13 protein-coding genes are annotated in these 16,904 nt (G+C 53.9%); 4 read left to right on the top strand and 9 right to left on the bottom strand.

Features of this window, described 5'->3' with window-relative positions:
* Positions 1 to 56: 56 nt before the first annotated feature.
* Positions 57 to 293 (bottom strand): acyl carrier protein, encoded by a 237-nt coding sequence (locus tag VGM48_RS05495; protein ID WP_331576857.1) that lies wholly within the window; start codon positions 291 to 293, stop codon positions 57 to 59.
* Between the two features lie 265 nt (positions 294 to 558).
* On the opposite strand from VGM48_RS05495, the gene VGM48_RS05490 reads away from it, so the two are divergent.
* Positions 559 to 987: a GNAT family N-acetyltransferase gene (locus VGM48_RS05490; protein ID WP_331576855.1), complete on the top strand. Its 429-nt coding sequence runs from the start codon at positions 559 to 561 to the stop codon at positions 985 to 987.
* Positions 988 to 991: 4 nt separating this feature from the next.
* Here VGM48_RS05490 and VGM48_RS05485 read toward each other — a convergent pair whose 3' ends face one another.
* The 3 genes from VGM48_RS05485 to VGM48_RS05475 all read right to left on the bottom strand — a co-directional run bounded on the left by VGM48_RS05485 (position 992) and on the right by VGM48_RS05475 (position 5,344).
* On the bottom strand, positions 992 to 1,345 hold the full coding sequence (locus VGM48_RS05485; RefSeq protein WP_331576853.1) for a DUF4870 domain-containing protein: 354 nt from the start codon (positions 1,343 to 1,345) through the stop codon (positions 992 to 994).
* 70 nt (positions 1,346 to 1,415) lie between these two features.
* The gene (gene mfd / locus VGM48_RS05480; protein WP_331576850.1) at positions 1,416 to 4,850 is read right to left on the bottom strand and encodes a transcription-repair coupling factor; all 3,435 of its coding nucleotides are present in this window, start codon (positions 4,848 to 4,850) and stop codon (positions 1,416 to 1,418) included.
* A gap of 59 nt (positions 4,851 to 4,909) precedes the next feature.
* Positions 4,910 to 5,344 (bottom strand): hypothetical protein, encoded by a 435-nt coding sequence (locus VGM48_RS05475; protein WP_331576848.1) that lies wholly within the window; start codon positions 5,342 to 5,344, stop codon positions 4,910 to 4,912.
* A gap of 36 nt (positions 5,345 to 5,380) precedes the next feature.
* Here VGM48_RS05475 and VGM48_RS05470 point away from each other — a divergent pair, with 36 nt between their 5' ends.
* A complete protein-coding gene (locus tag VGM48_RS05470) occupies positions 5,381 to 9,244 on the top strand; it encodes a S8 family serine peptidase (protein ID WP_331576846.1) in 3,864 nt (1,287 codons plus the stop codon).
* 37 nt (positions 9,245 to 9,281) lie between these two features.
* Positions 9,282 to 10,022 (top strand): FAD-dependent oxidoreductase, encoded by a 741-nt coding sequence (locus VGM48_RS05465; RefSeq protein WP_331576844.1) that lies wholly within the window; start codon positions 9,282 to 9,284, stop codon positions 10,020 to 10,022.
* Between the two features lie 6 nt (positions 10,023 to 10,028).
* On the opposite strand, the gene VGM48_RS05460 is transcribed toward VGM48_RS05465, so the two are convergent.
* From VGM48_RS05460 to VGM48_RS05450, 3 genes are all read right to left on the bottom strand, one after another.
* Positions 10,029 to 10,313, bottom strand: coding sequence for a hypothetical protein (locus VGM48_RS05460; protein ID WP_331576842.1), 285 nt, complete (start codon positions 10,311 to 10,313; stop codon positions 10,029 to 10,031).
* A 173-nt stretch (positions 10,314 to 10,486) separates the two neighbouring features.
* Positions 10,487 to 11,926, bottom strand: a complete 1,440-nt coding sequence (locus VGM48_RS05455) for a glycine--tRNA ligase (RefSeq protein ID WP_331576840.1) — start codon at positions 11,924 to 11,926, stop codon at positions 10,487 to 10,489.
* Positions 11,927 to 11,945: 19 nt separating this feature from the next.
* Positions 11,946 to 13,109: a PhzF family phenazine biosynthesis isomerase gene (locus tag VGM48_RS05450; protein WP_331576838.1), complete on the bottom strand. Its 1,164-nt coding sequence runs from the start codon at positions 13,107 to 13,109 to the stop codon at positions 11,946 to 11,948.
* A gap of 92 nt (positions 13,110 to 13,201) precedes the next feature.
* Between VGM48_RS05450 and VGM48_RS05445 the strand changes: the two genes are divergently transcribed.
* On the top strand, positions 13,202 to 13,879 hold the full coding sequence (locus VGM48_RS05445) for a response regulator transcription factor (protein WP_331576836.1): 678 nt from the start codon (positions 13,202 to 13,204) through the stop codon (positions 13,877 to 13,879).
* A gap of 5 nt (positions 13,880 to 13,884) precedes the next feature.
* On the opposite strand, the gene dtd is transcribed toward VGM48_RS05445, so the two are convergent.
* Together dtd and VGM48_RS05435 are read right to left on the bottom strand one after the other, a co-directional pair.
* Positions 13,885 to 14,337: a D-aminoacyl-tRNA deacylase gene (gene dtd / locus VGM48_RS05440; RefSeq protein ID WP_331576834.1), complete on the bottom strand. Its 453-nt coding sequence runs from the start codon at positions 14,335 to 14,337 to the stop codon at positions 13,885 to 13,887.
* Complete coding sequence (locus VGM48_RS05435; RefSeq protein ID WP_331576832.1) at positions 14,283 to 16,856, bottom strand: YfhO family protein; 2,574 nt, start codon at positions 16,854 to 16,856, stop codon at positions 14,283 to 14,285. The genes dtd and VGM48_RS05435 overlap by 55 nt, the downstream gene beginning before the upstream one ends.
* Positions 16,857 to 16,904 lie beyond the last annotated feature (48 nt).

The following is a 16,904-nucleotide window of genomic DNA, read 5'->3' as shown; positions in this document are numbered from 1 at the left end:
GCGGATCAAACGAGTTTATTGCGGTGAAACCCAGAACAACGTTATGCAGCCAATGCTTATTTTGCGTGCTCTTCCAGGTAAGCGATAGACTGACCTACGGTAGTGATGGTCTCAGCCTGTTCGTCCGGAATAGAGATGTTGAACTCTTTCTCGAATTCCATTATCAGCTCGACCGTATCCAGGGAGTCTGCCCCCAGATCATTTGTGAAGGAAGCCTCATTAGTAACCTCTGCTTCTTCAACCCCCAGTTTGTCGACGATAATCTTCTTAACCCTTGTAGCGATGTCTGACATTTTGATTAAATTTTAGTTATACGGATGCAAAAGTATTATTTTCCGATTAACAGAACAAAAACCCATTTTTTAATTTTAAAGTTTTAATCGGCGGGCCTATTTGATGACCAGTGGCCCGGGGGTGGTCTATTTAGTGATTTTTGAGCCATTTCCCGCATTTCGACGAGATTTACTGCCCGGAATTAGTAAATTTAAATAACTTCGGCCTCCCCGGACCGGGGCCAGGCCATTAACCGGCCGAAGGTACCGAAAATACAACAACAGCATGGCGCTTAGGATGATAGATCATGGGACAAAGGAGTATCAACAGATGGTGAATCTGCGCAATGAAATATTGCGTAAGCCTCTGGGGTTATACTTTACCGAGGAAGAGCTCGAGCGGGAGAAGGATGATATCCTTATGGGAGCATTCGAAGATGAGAAGCTGCTTGGCTGTTGTCTGCTGTCCCCGATGGATACCCAAACGGTCCGTCTCCGCCAGATGGCTGTCCCCAATAATATGCAGGGTAAGGGTGTCGGGCGCGCCCTGATGATCTTTGCCGAGAATATCGCCCGGGACCTCGGCTACAGGAAACTCTGTATGCATGCCCGGAAAACGGCGGTCGGGTTCTACCAAAAGCTCGGTTATGGCATCTCCGGGAATGAATTCGAAGAGGTGACGATCCCCCATTATATTATGGAGAAATCCCTTTAACCCCCTATTTTATCAGTCTGAGGTTGAAAGGATAGCGATAGATCTTGTTCTCGCTTGTCTTTATCGTGGCGATGATCACCAGGACAAAGTTAGCGATGGCTACCGCGGCCAGGATAAATAACCCGATGAGTACAACCGCGGTCAGCCAGCCGATGATCCAGCCGACGATGATCGTGATCTGGAAGTTGAGCGATTCTTTGGCGGATTCATTCACAAAGGGAGATTCGTCTTTTTTTATCAGCCAGATGATGAGGGGGCCCAAAATGCCTATTCCCGGGACGATGGCCAGCACGTGAGAAAGGATGGCCAGCATTCTTTCGTCACTCGTGGGGGTGGAGAGGGGATATTCTTCCGGCATGTTCAGTGGTTTTGTTCCCTTAAATATACCATCCTTTTTATGGATTTTCCGAACTTCTAAGGTCAAACATTTACCCCTGAAGGGCTTTTGGGGCGAGGACAAATTTGCTCATCCGCCGGAGAAAGGCGAGGAGATCGGCCATGGACCGGATGTCGTCGGCCACCAGCAGGAAATGTCTTCCGGCCTGTTTGAGTCTGGCCTTATTGGTATGTTTTTGCAGGTATTCCAGGATGAGCCGGAAGGTCTCGGATTCGAAATAGGGGGAGTCGGGCCGTTCGATAAAATAGCAGCGCATCCTGTCTTCTTTCAGGATCAGCTTTTCAAAGCCGAGGCTGACGGCGAGTTTCCGGATGCGAACGGTATCGAAAAGGTCTTCCACCTGCGGGGGGATGGGGCCGAAGCGATCGATCATTTCCTCGTGGAATTTTTCCAGTTCGCCCTCGTCGTCACAATTGTCGAGCCGGGTATACAACGACAGTCTTTCGGTGATGCTTTCCACGTAGCCGTCGGGGATCAGGATCTCCAGATCGGTGTCGATGGTGCAGTCCTGGACATAATCTTCCTGTTTGGAGATCTCTTCTTTGAAGAGATCGCGGAATTCGGTGCGTTTCAGCTCTTTGATGGCTTCATTGAGGATCTTCTGATAGGTTTCGAATCCGATGTCGACCATGAAACCGCTTTGTTCGCCGCCAAGCATGTTCCCCGCGCCGCGGATATCGAGGTCGCGCATGGCGATCTGGAATCCGCTGCCGAGATCGCTGTGTTGTTCGAGGGTCTGAAGCCGCTTGCGCGAGTCGGTCGGCAGGGTGGCAAGAGAAGGCGCCAGCAGGTAACAGAACGCTTTCTTATTGCTCCGCCCTACCCTTCCCCGCAGCTGGTGGAGATCGCTAAGCCCGAAATGATGGGCGTTGTTGACGATGATGGTATTGACGTTGGGGATGTCCACGCCGCTTTCGACGATGTTCGTACACACGAGGACATCGTATTTTTTGTCGATGAAGTTGAGGATACGGTCTTCCAGCTCGTGGCCTTCCATTTGTCCGTGGGCATAGCCGATGCTGAGGTCGGGGCATAGCGCCTGGATGATCCCCGACATTTCGGCCAGGCCCTGAACGCGGTTATAGATAAAAAACACCTGGCCGCCGCGTTCCGTTTCATAATAGATCGCATCCCGGATGAAATCTTCGTCGTAGCCATGCAGCTCGGTTTGGATCGGCTGGCGGTTGGGCGGCGGGGTGTTGATGATGCTGAGATCGCGGGCGCCCATGAGGCTGAACTGGAGCGTCCGGGGGATGGGTGTAGCCGTCAGCGTGAGACAGTCCACATGTGTGCGGAGGGTCTTTATCTTCTCTTTGTGCGCGACGCCGAATTTCTGTTCTTCGTCGATGACGAGAAGGCCGAGGTCTTTGAATTTCACCTCTTTTCCAAGCAGGGCATGGGTGCCGATGATGATATCGATCTTGCCGGCTTCAAGGTCTTTCAGGGTTTCCTTCTTTTCTCTCGAGGATTTGAACCGGTTGATGAAGTCGACTTTGACGGGGAAGTCCCGGAGGCGATCGCTAAACGTCTTAAAGTGCTGGAAGGCGAGGATGGTGGTGGGTACGAGAATGGCGGCCTGCTTTCCGTCGCAGCAGCTTTTGAAGGCTGCTCTTATCGCCACTTCGGTTTTTCCAAAGCCCACGTCTCCGCAGACGAGCCGGTCCATGGGTGAGGGTTGTTCCATGTCCTTTTTTACGTCTGCCGTGGCCTTGCTCTGGTCGGGGGTATCCTCGTAGATGAAGGAGGCTTCCAGCTCCGTCTGCATATAATTGTCGGGGGCGTGTTGAAAGCCTATTTCCGCTTTGCGCTGGGCGTAGAGTTTTATGAGATCGAAGGCGATCTCTTTCACCTTTGTCTTTGTCTTCTCTTTCAGCTTTTGCCAGGCGTCGCTGCCCAGTTTGTTGACCTTTGGCACCGTGCCTTCCTTCCCGGTGTATTTCGAGATCTTGTGCAGGGAGTTGATATTGACATAGAGGATATCGCTATCCTTATAGATGATGCGTACGGCTTCCTGTACGCGGCCGTTGGCCTCTATCTTTTGCAAGCCGCTATAGACGCCAAGGCCGTGATCGATATGGGTAACATAGTCGCCGGGCTGCAATTCGCGGAGGGTGCGAAGGGTGATGGCCTTGTTCTTATTATAGGCCTGTTTGACCTTATATTTATGATAGCGCTGGAATATCTGGTGGTCGGTGAAGCAGGCTATCTTCAGATCTTCATCAATAAACCCTTCATGGATGGAATGGGCGATCGGGGTGAAGGGGATCTCCGCCTTCAGGTCTTCGAAGATGGTGTGGAGGCGTTCGAGCTGCCGGGGGTTCTCGGCAAAGAGGTAGAGGGCGAATTTCTTTGCTTCGAGGGTTTTCAGGTCGCGGATGAGGAGATCGAACTGGCGGTTGAATGAAGGCTGTGGGCGCGTGTGGAATTCGATGATATAGGGACTCTCAAAAGGCGAGCCGGCGGAGGGGCCATACTCGACGAGATGAAAGCGGCGAAGCTGGTTCTCCACTTCGGTTGCCGTAACGAAATCGGCGGCGGTGACGACTGTTTTTTCCATCTTATCCTCGTCCTCGACGCCTTTTGCGGGGGGGGCGGGGCGGGGTAATTCGAGGAAGAGGCCGAGGTCTTCTTCCTGGATGGTGAGCCGGTCGTGGGTAAAGGCCCAATCCTGCATCCAGATGACGGTATTTTCGGGAAGAAATTCGAGCAGGGAGATCTTCTCGCCGGTGTCCGATCTGTTTTCGACGTTGGGAATGATATTGACCTGGAGCAGTTTGCGTTCGGAAAGTTGGGTCTCGGGGTCGAAGATGCGGATGGAGTCAACATCGTTGCCAAAGAGTTCGACGCGATAAGGCTTCTCATTACCAAAGGAATAGATATCCAGGATGCCGCCGCGGAGGGCAAATTGACCCGGTTCGTAGACGAAGTCGGTGCGTTCGAATCCCTTGTCGACCAGCTTTCCCAGCAGGCCGTTGAGGTCGAGGGTATCGCCGGATTTGAGGGAGATGATGTTTTGCGAGAGGGCCTGGGGCAGGGCTACTTTCTCGAACAGGGCCTCGGGGTAGGTGACGATCAGCTTTTTTGCCGCGTCCCGGGAGGAGTTGGAAATGGCTGCCGAAAGGCGGGTCAGGGCTTCGGTGCGAAGCATGACATGGCTGCTGTTCAGCAGGCGGTAGTTCTTTTTGTTCTTAAAGGAGGAGGGGAAGTAGAACAGGTCGAGGGCGCCGGTAAGGTTTTCCAGGGTATTGTGCAAATAGGCGGCTGCTTCGGCGTCTTCGCAGACGATCAGGTGATTTAGCTGGCTGGTATTTTCGTGCTGGAAAACGGCGGTGATGAGGAAGGCGGGGGAGCTGCCCTGGAGGTTCTTGCAGGCCACTCGTTGCGGGGTGGACAGCAGGAGTTTGTCCGCCAATTGGAACAGGCGGGGTGAATGTAAAAATGATCCAAGAAGCACCTCATTGTTCATTCGGCCGCAAAGTTAAGGAATTTCCCCGGGCAACCGAACGTTAAAAATTAGCGTAAATCTTAATAAACAGCGGCATGATCGGACTCTACACTGCATTCCACCCGGATCATCTTCCCGGGTAGCACTTCTACAGGCGCGATATTGTTCTTCTCGTCCCTGCGGGTGGCGTAGAATAATTTGCCTTTCTTAGTGAACACAGAGTAGTTTCCCGGCGGCAATTCGATGTGAAAGCGACCTGAGTCGTCGGTATCGACCTGCCGGATCAACCGGGTTTCCACCGCTGAATAAAGACCGGGACGACCGGCCTTTTTTGTCTGGCTGTCGCTTGTGAGGGAAAAGACGCAGATGGTGGCTTTTACGCCGGACGGGGGACGGGGGCGATAATGCGGTGAGGGCATATGATTACCGGAGGGGCGACGGGCAACCCCTTCGATGCCCTGGTGCTGAAGGAAAAGGGCCAGGGATAGGGTCACAATAACAGCTTGAAAGTCCATAAAAACTGTAATTTTAGAAAGATTTAAAAAAATATTATGAATAAAAGCGGGATCCCGTCCTTCTATCTATCCGTCCTCCTACTCCTATTCGTACTATCGGGACTAACTGCCAATGCCCAGGTTGTAACCAACCAGGTTGCGCTGCAAAAAGCCAGCCAACAGCTTACTGCCGAACATCTTGCCAAGCAAAGGATCCTGACACAAACGGCCCTGGAAAAGGGCTGGCCACTGACGTTGCGCAGCAAAAAGGGGCGGCTTGCCTATCTCCGGGGAATCGACAGCCGGGGTCTGCCTTATTACGTCAGCACTGCCGAAAATATTATTTCCGCCGCGACGATCCGGACCAACACGCTTTGGGCGGGTGGGAGCACCGGGCTCGGGCTCAGCGGGAGCAGCGCCAATATGAAGGGGAAGATCGCTGTTTGGGATGAGGGTCTGGTGCGGCCGACGCATGTGGAATTGGTGGGAAGGGTGGCGCAAGTAGATGGTTCTTCGACGCTTAGCGATCACTCCACCCATGTCTCCGGCACCATGATCGCCGCCGGGGTGAACCCACTTGCCAAGGGCATGTCCTATGGGGCGCAACTGCTTAACTGTTATGACTTTGATAATGATGAGGCGGAGATGTCTACGGCGGCCGGAAAGGGGTTGCTTGTCTCCAATCACAGCTATGCCGATATTGCGGGTTGGTTTTTTGATGATTCGCAAAACCGCTGGGAGTTTTGGGGCGCCCCGGGCGATACTGTGGATGTGAAATTCGGTTATTATGACCAGGATGCGCAGATCTGGGATTCCATTGCTTACAATGCCCCGTTCTACCTGATTGCCAAGGCGGGGGGGAACAATCGCGGAGAGACGGGTCCCGATGTGGGTCAGCCGTACTGGCGGATGAATGCTTCCGGCACCTTTATCAATGGGGGCAACCGGCCGGCCGGGATCAGCGATAATGCCGGTTACAACACGATCGCCACCTATGGCTGTTCCAAAAACCTGCTTACGCTGGGCGCGGTGAGTCCGATCCCCGGCGGCTATACCCAGCCATCGGATGTCGTGCTTGCCGATTTCAGCAGTCTGGGGCCAACCGGAGACGGCAGGATAAAGCCCGACGTCGTGGCCGATGGGGTAAATGTTCTTTCCTCCGTCAGCACTTCCGACAATGCCTATGATATTTTTAGCGGCACCTCCATGGCAACGCCTGCCACTGCCGGCTCGGCGTTTCTTTTACAGGAATATTATCAGAAGTTGCATGGCGGCACTTTTATGCGCAGCGCCACGCTGAAAGGGCTGCTGATCCATACGGCCGACGAGGCCGGCAATGCCCCCGGGCCGGATTATTCTTTTGGCTGGGGTCTTATCAATATGCAGAAGGCGGCGGCGGTCATCACTGCCGACAATACCGATCAGAGTCAGCGGGTGATCGAGAGTGTGTTGAACGGGACTACGGTGTCGGAGACGTTTACGGTCACGGCTTCGGGTAAGACTCCGGTAACGGCCACGATCTGTTGGACGGACCCTCCCGGGGTTCCGGTTTCGATTCCCGGCAGCTCGCACAATTTTGTCGACGCGGGGATAAAGCTGATCAATGACCTTGATCTGCGGATCACGGATAATACGACGGGCAAGATCTATCTGCCCTGGATCCTGAATCCGGCCAAGCCCGGCAATGCGGCGACCAAGGGAGACAATATCCGGGATAATGTCGAAAAGGTGGAGTTGAGCGATAGCCTGATACCGGGCCGGGTCTACACTATCAAGGTGACCCATAAAGGAAATTTGCAACGGGGTTTGCAGGCCTATTCGCTGCTGATCAGCGGCGGTGGTGGTGCGGCGCCCTGTCCGTCGGCTTCTTCCGGCACGGGCGCCTCGCTCGACAAGATCACGATCAATAATGTTAGTATCGCCAATCCGCTGAACACCTGCCGCAGTTATACCGATAACAGCGCCGACACGGCCTTTCCGTTGCCGGTGGGGGAAAGCCTGACGGCCAGCCTTGTCAACAGCAGCTGTAATTCGACGAACAATACGCGGGTGATCGGGATGTATATCGACTTTAACAACAACGGCAACTTTACCGATGCTGGCGAGCAGATAGCCTTGAGCGGACCCCTGAATAACGGCACCTATACGCCGACGTTTACGGTGCCCACGGCCGCTGTGGTCGGCACCTATGCCCGGATGCGGGTGGTGGTGCAAGAGACCACCAATCCTGCCGCCCTCAATCCCTGCGGCGGAACTTATGGTCCGGGGGAGACGCAGGATTTCCGGGTTCGTTTTACCAGTCCCGCGAATGATGTCGGGGTGACGTCGCTGGAATATCCGACGCTGACCAGCTGTGCCAACGATTCCCAGCTGGTATCCATTCGGATCCGCAATTACGGTTCGGTTTTTCAAAGTACGGGGATCCCGGTGTCGACGGTGGTGACGCGGGGTGGTACCCCCGTGACCACGCTGACCGCGGTCTGTAAGGACAGTATCCCAGCCGGCGCGGAAGTGGTCTTTACTTATAATACGCCGATTGCCACGTCGGCAGGCGGCAGTTACAGTTTCTTCAGCAAGACTGGTCTGGCGACGGACCCGAATACGATCAATGATACGAGTTCGGCTACGATCACGATCAATCCGGCGGCGGGCGCTGCGACGGGTGCGGCCACGCTGTGCGGGGACAATGCCACGTCGGTGGTGCTTCATGCGACGACTACGGGCGCCGACGTCGCGGTCTGGTATGACAGTCCGACCTCGCCCACCCCGATAGCGGCCGGGAATAATACCAGTTCCACGGACATCACCAGCAACCGGACCTATTATGTGGCGCTTAACGATCTGAAAGCCAAAGCAGGCGTGACTAACAAGCTGCAATTTGCGAGCACGAGCACCACGCAGGCGGGGGCCTATTTCCGGTTCGGCGGGAACTTTATCATGTTCACGACGGGCGTGCCGCTTACGATCGAGAGTGCGAAGATGTATATCGGGCATTCGGGTCAGATGAGCTTTACGCTTGCGACGCTGGCCAGCTTCAATAACAATACGGGTGAATATTCCTACTTCCCGCTTTACAGCACGACGATCGACGTGTATGCGACGGCGGTGAAGCCGGATACTTCGGCGCAGGTGAATGTGGCGCCGGGTGATAACAGCGACACGGGGGCTACGTACCTACTGAATATTCCCGTGCCGACGCCGGGGAATTATGTCATCATCTTCGACTGTCTCAATTATGCATCGGCCTTTCTGAATGCGAATATCAAGAACGATCCCTACCCGGTCAACTTGCCGGGCATCTTCTCCATCACGGGTAACGACTTCCGGGATATCGGCAAGGCAGACAGTATCAGCTTTTCGCATAAGTTCTATTATCCTTTCTACAATATCGGTATCCGGCTGCCCGGGTGTCCCGGTCCGCGGTCCGCGGTGACGGCGGGTACGGAGCCGTCGCCGAAGATCACGTTGCAGGGTAACCTGGTGGTGAGCAGCGCCGCCGTGAACAATCAATGGTATCTGAATGATACGTTGCTGGTGGATTCGACGGCTCAGCAAATCCAGCCCAAGTATCCCGGGGTATATTATACCATTGTACAGGATGAGGCGACGGGTTGTGTGTTGAAGTCCAACAGCGTCGTATTCACGCCGACCACCGGGGATGCGAATACGCGTATCGGGCTGCGGGTGAACAACTATAACAATGGTCAGTTTACGCTGGCGTTCTATATGCCGGATGCCGCCAATACGGCCATCGAGATCACGGATATGGCAGGCCGGAGAGTCTATCAAAAGCAGCTGCCGAGTTTTTCGGGTCAATTCTTCGGGGAGATAAGCGCGGGTAATCTTGCATCCGGGATCTATCTGTTAAGAATCTTCCACGGTAACGATGTGTATAAAGAGAAATTGGTGATTCATCATTAAAAAAAGGAATATATTAGCGGTAAGGAGGTAATAAATCATGCCGCAGCCCTGGCAAACAGGTATCGTCATCCGCATCGAGCAGGAGGCGTCACAGACAAGAAGGTTTTATATACAGATCCCCGGAGTCGATTCGTTTGACTTCGAGCCGGGACAGTTCGTGACGCTGGATCTGCCGATCCACGAAAAGATCAACAAGCGTATCCGCAGCTATTCCATCGCCTCATGGCCAAACGGCACCAATGTGATCGAGCTGGTGATCGTGTTGCTGGAAGGAGGCGCCGGCACCAATTATCTGTTCAACGAAGTAACCGTCGGCAGTGAATTGACGCTAAGGGGTCCGCAGGGTATCTTCACGTTGCCTGACCCGATCGAGAAGGATCTTTTCTTTATCTGCACCGGTACGGGCATCGCGCCTTTCCGGAGTATGAGCCATCATATCCTCAATTATAATGTTGCGCACCGGGAGATCTTTTTGATCTTCGGGTGCCGGCAATTCGAGGATTGCCTCTACCGGCAAGAGCTATCCGAGCTGGCGGAGAAGATCCCGTGTTTCCATTACATTCCGACTTTTTCGAGGGAAAAGGCCGATCCTGCCAATCCGCTGTTGCGAACCGGCTATGTGCATGCCATTTACGAGGAGTTGTGCCGGGCAGACGGAGCTCTAAGGCCCGCTAGTTTCTTTCTTTGTGGATGGAAGAATATGATCGATGAAGCCAAGCAGCGGATACAGGCACTCGGTTACGAGCGCAAATCGATACATCAGGAACTTTACGGGTAGAAATCGTTACTTGGAAGCTTTCTCTTTGGAGTTGTTCTCCTTGGCGCCGGTGATCTTCATCGGGATAACGGGGATGGCCTGTTCCTGAACCCGTGCTTCCAATGCAACAAAGGCTTTTTGGGCCTCGAGTGTTTCCTGGTTACTGGATAACAGATCGCTCTCCAATCGATGAATGGTTGATTGTGCCTTCATATATCTTCCCCAGCCGAGCACAAAACCTGCAAGTGCACCACCAAGAACCGCCAATGATACGACGATTGGGTTGATGATCAGATCAAATGTAAATGACATTGTTCTTACAAAGTTTAAGTTTCTGAACACGAAAGACAGGGCGCTTCAAAAAGGGATGAGCGACACGCTCTTCGGGGGATTGCGGTGAGGAGCTTAGCCCCTTATCCATAGACAAATATAGCAACAAAAAAATGGAATTTTTCAACAAAAAAGGTGCAATATTTTTTTATTTTTCATACCAGGTGACGGTTGATAAAGTCGGCAACCCCGGCAATAGGAATACGATCCTGCTGCATGCTATCCCGATGCCGTATCGTTACGGTTTGATCTTCCTTTGACTGATGGTCGACTGTTATACAAAACGGCGTGCCGATGGCATCCATGCGCCGGTAGCGCTTGCCGATAGCATCTTTTTCTTCGTAAAAACACCTGAACTGCGGCTTGCAGACATTCATTATTTCACGCGCTATTTCGGGCAGGCCGTCTTTCTTTGTCAGGGGCAGTACGGCCAGCTTGATGGGTGCGAGCTTGGGAGGAAATCGTAGAACTACACGGCTGTCGGCTTTCTCCGGCGTGCTGAGATCTTCTTCGGCATAGGCTTCACTCAGCACCATCAGAATGGTCCGATCCAGGCCGATGGAAGTCTCGATCACATAGGGGATATAGTTTTGATTGATCTCGGGGTCGAAATACTGCATCTTCTTTTTGCTGTATTCCTGGTGGTTCTTCAGGTCGAAGTCGGTGCGGGAGTGGATGCCTTCCACTTCTTTAAAGCCGAAGGGGAATTCATACTCGATGTCACAGGCGGCGTCTGCGTAGTGCGCCAGTTTGACATGATCATGAAAGCGATATTTCGCTGCGGGGATCCCCAGGCCGAGGTGCCATTTCATGCGCGCTTCTTTCCAGTGCTCGTACCATTCTTTCTGGCTACCGGGGCGGATAAAGAACTGCATTTCCATCTGTTCGAATTCGCGCATGCGAAAGATAAACTGGCGGGCGACGATCTCGTTGCGGAAGGCTTTGCCGATCTGGGCGATACCGAAGGGGATCTTCATCCGGCCGGTCTTCTGGACGTTGAGGAAATTGACAAAAATACCCTGAGCGGTCTCGGGGCGGAGATAGATCTCGTTGGCGTCTTCGGATACGCTACCCAGCTGGGTAGAGAACATGAGGTTGAATTGGCGAACGTCGGTCCAGTTGGCGGTTTTGCTGACGCCGCATTTTATTTTTTGGGCTTCGATCAGGCTTTTGAGGCCGGGGAAATCGCTGGCGGCCAGGAGCCGGTCCATATCCGCCTGGAGTGTTTCGGCTTCGGTTTTCTTTCCTTCCTGTTCGAGTTCGTCGATGCGGGCTTCGATGAGGTGATCGACGCGGTAGCGTTTTTTGCTATCCTTATTATCGATCATCGGGTCGCTGAAATTATCCACGTGACCGCTGGCTTTCCAGGTGGTGGGGTGCATAAAGATGGCGGCGTCGATGCCGACGATGTTCTCGTTGAGCTGGGTCATGCTTTTCCACCAATGATCCCGGATGTTCTTTTTGAGTTCGCTACCCCACTGGCCATAGTCGTATACGGCGCTGAGCCCGTCATATATTTCACTGGAAGGGAAGATAAAGCCGTACTCCTTACAATGCGAGATAATCGCCTGAAACCTGTTCGTATCATTTGCCATGGCGGCAAATATAAATTATTTACAGCTTTTCGTTTGCCTTATGCCGGAGAGCGTCGCGAATGTTCTTTTTAGCGAGGTTATTTTGCAGTGCATCGGTGAGGTCGATCCCGGTTTGGTTGGCGATGCAGCAAAGGACCCAGAGGACATCGGCCAGCTCGTCGGCTAAATTTTTCTCCTTATCCGATGGCTTGAAGGATTGGTCGCCATAGAGGCGGCTCATCAGGCGGGCGACTTCGCCTACTTCTTCGGTGAGGATGGCCATGTTGGTGAGTTCGCTAAAATAGCGGATGCCGGTTGTGGTGATCCATTTATCGATGACTCGCTGGGCATCGCGGATGGTGATCGTGGGGGCCTGGGGGGAGTCGGGAAGGGTAATGGTTCCCTGGAGGAAGGTATGGGCAGTTCCGCTCATGTATACCCGCCCCTGCCGGAGTTCGCAATCGAGATATCCCCGGCGTTTGGAGAGCTGGGTGGCGGAGAGTCTGTTCTTGCCGAGGCGGCTTGCCCAGTAGGGTACCAGCATCGTATGGGCCGAGCCGGTTACCGGGTCTTCGTCGATCCCGGACTGCGGGTAGAAGCAGCGGGAGACGAAATCGCAGTCTTTGCCGGGCGCTGTTACCACGATTCCCCTGCCGGGTGCGGTGGCCAGTTGTTTGAAATCGGGGTTCAGGGCTTCGAGGGCCTGTTGGTTATCGAGGACGATAAAGTAATCGTAGGGACCTTTTGCGATGGGGCCCGGGGGGAGGTGGAGGCCTTCGAAGATGAGGGCCAGCGGGGTTGGGTCGACGGCCTCGGGGTGGTTATCGGGAAAGTTCAGGGTCAGGCGTCCGGGGACATGATCGGGGGCATCACGACCGGGGGTATCGGCTCTTAGCACTTCCAGGTCGCCTGCGTTGCGGGTATGAAAGACGATGCGGTCGCCGGGATGGCCGAGGTGATTGAAAAGAACGTGGCCGGCGGCCAGGGTAGCATGTCCGCAAAGGTCCACCTCCACGGCCGGGGTGAACCAGCGGATGGCATAACCGTTGGCTTCCGGGATGAAATAAGCCGTCTCGGAGAGATTGTTCTCCATAGCGATGCGTTGGAGGGCAGCGTCGGGGAGCCACCCGGTCAGGGGGATAACCGCGGCGGGGTTACCCTGAAATAGTTCGTTTGCAAAGGCGTCGACCTGGAAGATTTGCATAGGCTTGAAACTTCTGGGACCAAATATACGATTCCGGCTTCCCGAATTTACGATTCCAGTATCCCTACAGAATCTTGTCTTTATTTTTGCAAATGAAAATCCTGATCGTCGAAGATGAGATCGATCTCGCTCAGAGTATGGCTACTTATCTGAAGGGGGAGAATTATCTTTGCGAGCTGGCGCCGAACTGTCATACTGCGTTGGAAAAGATTGAGTTATTCGATTATGATTGTATCCTCCTGGATATTTCCCTGTCTGACGGGAACGGGTTGAGCGTGCTGAAGGAGTTAAAAGCCAATAACAAGACGGATGGCGTGATCATTCTTTCCGCCCGGAATTCCATCGATGATAAGATTGACGGTCTGAATCTTGGGGCCGATGATTACCTGAGTAAGCCTTTTCATCTGCCGGAGCTGAATGCCCGGATTGCGGCGGTGATCCGGCGGAGGCGGTTTGACGGCAATAAGACATTGGTTTTAAATGAATTAACTATCGATCTGGTGGGCAAAACCGTAGTCGTCGGTGCCGAGCCGGTGGACCTAACCCGGAAGGAATACGATCTGCTGCTGTATCTCGCCTCCAACAAGAACCGGGTGATCTCGAAGAATGCGATTGCCGAGCATTTGTCGGGAGAGCAGGCGATGTCTTATGATAATCTGGATTTTATTTATTCCCACATGAAGAACCTGAAGCGGAAGCTGCACCAGGCGGGGTGCGGGGATTATATCCGGTCCCTATACGGGATGGGGTATAAGTTTGAGGTGAGATAGGGGGGTTACTCTTTGTTCCTGGTATCAAAGAGGATGGTCACGGGGCCGTCATTCAACAATTCCACTTTCATATCTGCGCCGAATTCGCCGGTGGCGATGGGCTTTCCGAGATGAGTCGTGAGTGTCCGGATGGTCTGCTCATAGAGTGGGACGGCGATATCGGGTTTACTTGCCCGGATATAAGAGGGCCGGTTGCCTTTTTTCGTGGAGGCATGGAGGGTGAACTGGCTTACCAGCAGGATGTCGCCGCCGGTCTCTTTGACGGAGACGTTCATCACGCCGTTCTCATCGTTAAAAATGCGCAGGTTAACGATCTTTCCGCAGAGCCATTCGATGTCTTCGGGGCTGTCCGCATCCTCGATCCCGACCAGAACCAGCAGGCCATTTCCGATGGCCGATCTGACTACTCCTTCAATGGTGACTGAGGCACGGGATACACGCTGGATAACGGCTCGCATTTTTCGGATGAAGATACTACTTTACGAAAAGGAAACGGGTATTCGCGGAGGCCTACGATGATGGCGCCCGCCACCATCAGCAGAAAGATAATAGACGCCATCCATTGGATCTGGCGGCCGACATAATAGGACAGGGGCCGGAAGAAAAAGCGGATGACGTGTCTGCCGGCGGGGACTGAGAGGCCGCGAAGCACATAGTTGGTGCGGATGATGGGGACTTCTTTATCATCGATCCATGCCCGCCAGCCGCGCTTGTAATAGACCTCGCTGAAGACCGCGAACTGGCGGTGGTTGGATTGGGCGAGATAGCTTGCTTCGTCATTGTCGTTCTGGACGAGGGAGATGACGGAGGTATCCTTTTTTGCGGTGGAAGTATCGGGAGGGATGACGTGTGCGCTGTCGGCGGCGAAGAGGATGGCGCTTTTTTTCGGGTCGAAGTAGGTGAGATCGTCCATCACTTCTTTTGCGCCGGGTTCATACCGGATGCCCTCGACGAACCATACGGGACCGAGGTTATCCTTATTCAGGACCACGGTGTCGCCCCCACCCCGTTTTGCCCGGATAATATATTTCGCGTTGAGCATATCGATCGAGGGGGAGCAGTTGGGGTAATTATAGAGCTGGCGGTTGATCAGGTCTTCATAGATCTTTAACCGGGCCGCATGATATCCGCCGATGGACTGATGGAAGTAGGCCGTCATTGCGCCATAGGTAAGGGCATTCGACACGCTGTCGCGAATGTCGAAGACGCGGTAATAGCCTTTGTCCATTAGAATGGTGCTATCGGCATGGGTTCCCGCAAAGTTCTGTTCATAATCATCGCGCTCTTTGTAGTTATCGTTGTTGAGATATTTCCAGTCGAGGCTGACGATATCGGCAAAGGCGAGTCCGCCGACGAGGGTCAGCAGGATCGCCGGGGCGAATCTTTTCCGGATGAAGAGGGTGATCAACAAAGCGGCGATGAAGACGATGACCAGGGTATGAATGATTGCCTGGCCGAAAAGCTGCTGGCGATCGGCCCGGAGTCCGGCGACGAAGGCTTCCATCATTTGCAGGCCGGACTGGCCAAAGGACCTTGCCTTCTTCAGCAGATCGGCGTCGCGGGGGCTGGAATAGTCAAACTGGAAATAGAGGCCGGCTGCCAGCAGGAACACTCCAGTTACGAGCAACAATCCGCGGAGGTACCGGCGCCAGAGTCCTTTCTTATCTTCGGTGGCAACAATCTGCTGGAGGGTGAGGGTGGCCATCAGGCAGAGCAGAAAGGAGGGGACGACCAGGATCATGCTGGGGGCCCGGAACTTGTTGTACATCGGCAGGTATTTCAACAGGAAGCTGTTGAAGGGCTGGAAGTACCCGCCCCAGCTCATCATGATGGTGAGGACCATCACGGCGAGCATCCACCATTTGTGCCGGTTGTCGAGGATAAAGAAGCCGAGGAGCGCCAGCAGGACGATTACGGCCCCGACATAGGGAGGGCCTGAAAACAGTTCGCCCACGCCTCCCCAGTAATATTTCGGGCCATCCATCCCTACCTGGTCGGCGAGGGTCCGGGGCATTTTTTGGTAGACCCGGGTGGCTTTTGACCGTTCGGGCGGAAGCTGCAGGTCGCTGCTGCCGCCGAAAATATCGGGGATGAACATGACCAGCGGTTCGGAGCGGTACATGCTGAAGTCGAAGGCGGCGTGTTCGCTGAGGCCGTTTTGGGTGTAATTGCCTTTGTCGTCGGCCAGTTCGCTGCCGCCGCGGATCGACTCTTTCGATGCGTCATAGGAGGTGAACAGATTTACCGCGTTGGACAGGATGCCGATGAGGGCTGCGCCGACGACGAGCAGGACGGTACGGCCCAGCAGGCGGCTTTCTTTCCGGCGGAGCCAGGGAATCCCGTAGCCCAGGAGGACGCCGGCGGCGATGATCATTGTGTAATAGACGATCTGGATGTGGTTGAACGAGATCATCAGGGCTATGAAAAGGCTGGTCATTACGATGCCCAGCCAGTATTTCCGTTCGCAGATAAGGATTATCGCCCCGATTACGCCGGGCATGATGGCGATGGATTGCATTTTTGTATCGTGGCCAACGGAGACGATGACGGCGTTGTAGGTGGCATAAGCGAAGGCCAGGGCGCCGATGACGCCGACGAGGGGCTTTACGCGGAGAACTCCCGCCAAAAAGTAGAAGCAGATGCAGGCCAGGAAGAAAAAGCTGGCGGGTTTTACCAGGAAGAGGGTAAGCAATCCATAAAACAGGCTGGGGATATTTACGGACTGGGTGTCCATGGCGATCTGGTAGGCGGGCATGCCGCTGAACATCCCGTTGCTCCACAGCGGGAAATGCCCGTGTACATCCCTGTATTTAAATGAGTTATGCGCCATCCCCTGCCATTGCAGCACGTCTTCCTGTTCCAGGACCTTGTTGTCGAAGGCGGGATAGCAATAGATCACAGCCACCACGACGAACACGACGATCGCGATGAAGTGCGGAAAGGCACTTCTGAGCAGGTCCTTACTGAATTTTTTCATGAATGATTACGGCGGATGCTGGCAAACAAGGTAATAGGATAATGCAAT

The organism is Puia sp. (assembly GCF_036500295.1).
Taxonomy (GTDB): Bacteria; Bacteroidota; Bacteroidia; order Chitinophagales; family Chitinophagaceae; genus Puia.
Note: the sequence above shows the minus strand (reverse complement) of the source record. Positions and strands in the feature narration are given on the sequence as shown.

Excerpts from the sequence above, each read along its gene's own strand:
- VGM48_RS05460 (WP_331576842.1), bottom strand. The coding sequence starts at position 10,313 with ATGTCATTTACATTTGATCTGATCATCAACCCAATCGTCGTATCATTG.
- VGM48_RS05485 (WP_331576853.1), bottom strand. The coding sequence starts at position 1,345 with ATGCCGGAAGAATATCCCCTCTCCACCCCCACGAGTGACGAAAGAATG.
- mfd (WP_331576850.1), bottom strand. The coding sequence starts at position 4,850 with ATGAACAATGAGGTGCTTCTTGGATCATTTTTACATTCACCCCGCCTG.
- VGM48_RS05475 (WP_331576848.1), bottom strand. The coding sequence starts at position 5,344 with ATGGACTTTCAAGCTGTTATTGTGACCCTATCCCTGGCCCTTTTCCTT.
- VGM48_RS05490 (WP_331576855.1), top strand. The coding sequence starts at position 559 with ATGGCGCTTAGGATGATAGATCATGGGACAAAGGAGTATCAACAGATG.
- VGM48_RS05465 (WP_331576844.1), top strand. The coding sequence starts at position 9,282 with ATGCCGCAGCCCTGGCAAACAGGTATCGTCATCCGCATCGAGCAGGAG.
- VGM48_RS05470 (WP_331576846.1), top strand. The coding sequence starts at position 5,381 with ATGAATAAAAGCGGGATCCCGTCCTTCTATCTATCCGTCCTCCTACTC.
- VGM48_RS05495 (WP_331576857.1), bottom strand. The coding sequence starts at position 293 with ATGTCAGACATCGCTACAAGGGTTAAGAAGATTATCGTCGACAAACTG.
- VGM48_RS05435 (WP_331576832.1), bottom strand. The coding sequence starts at position 16,856 with ATGAAAAAATTCAGTAAGGACCTGCTCAGAAGTGCCTTTCCGCACTTC.
- dtd (WP_331576834.1), bottom strand. The coding sequence starts at position 14,337 with ATGCGAGCCGTTATCCAGCGTGTATCCCGTGCCTCAGTCACCATTGAA.
- VGM48_RS05450 (WP_331576838.1), bottom strand. The coding sequence starts at position 13,109 with ATGCAAATCTTCCAGGTCGACGCCTTTGCAAACGAACTATTTCAGGGT.
- VGM48_RS05445 (WP_331576836.1), top strand. The coding sequence starts at position 13,202 with ATGAAAATCCTGATCGTCGAAGATGAGATCGATCTCGCTCAGAGTATG.
- VGM48_RS05455 (WP_331576840.1), bottom strand. The coding sequence starts at position 11,926 with ATGGCAAATGATACGAACAGGTTTCAGGCGATTATCTCGCATTGTAAG.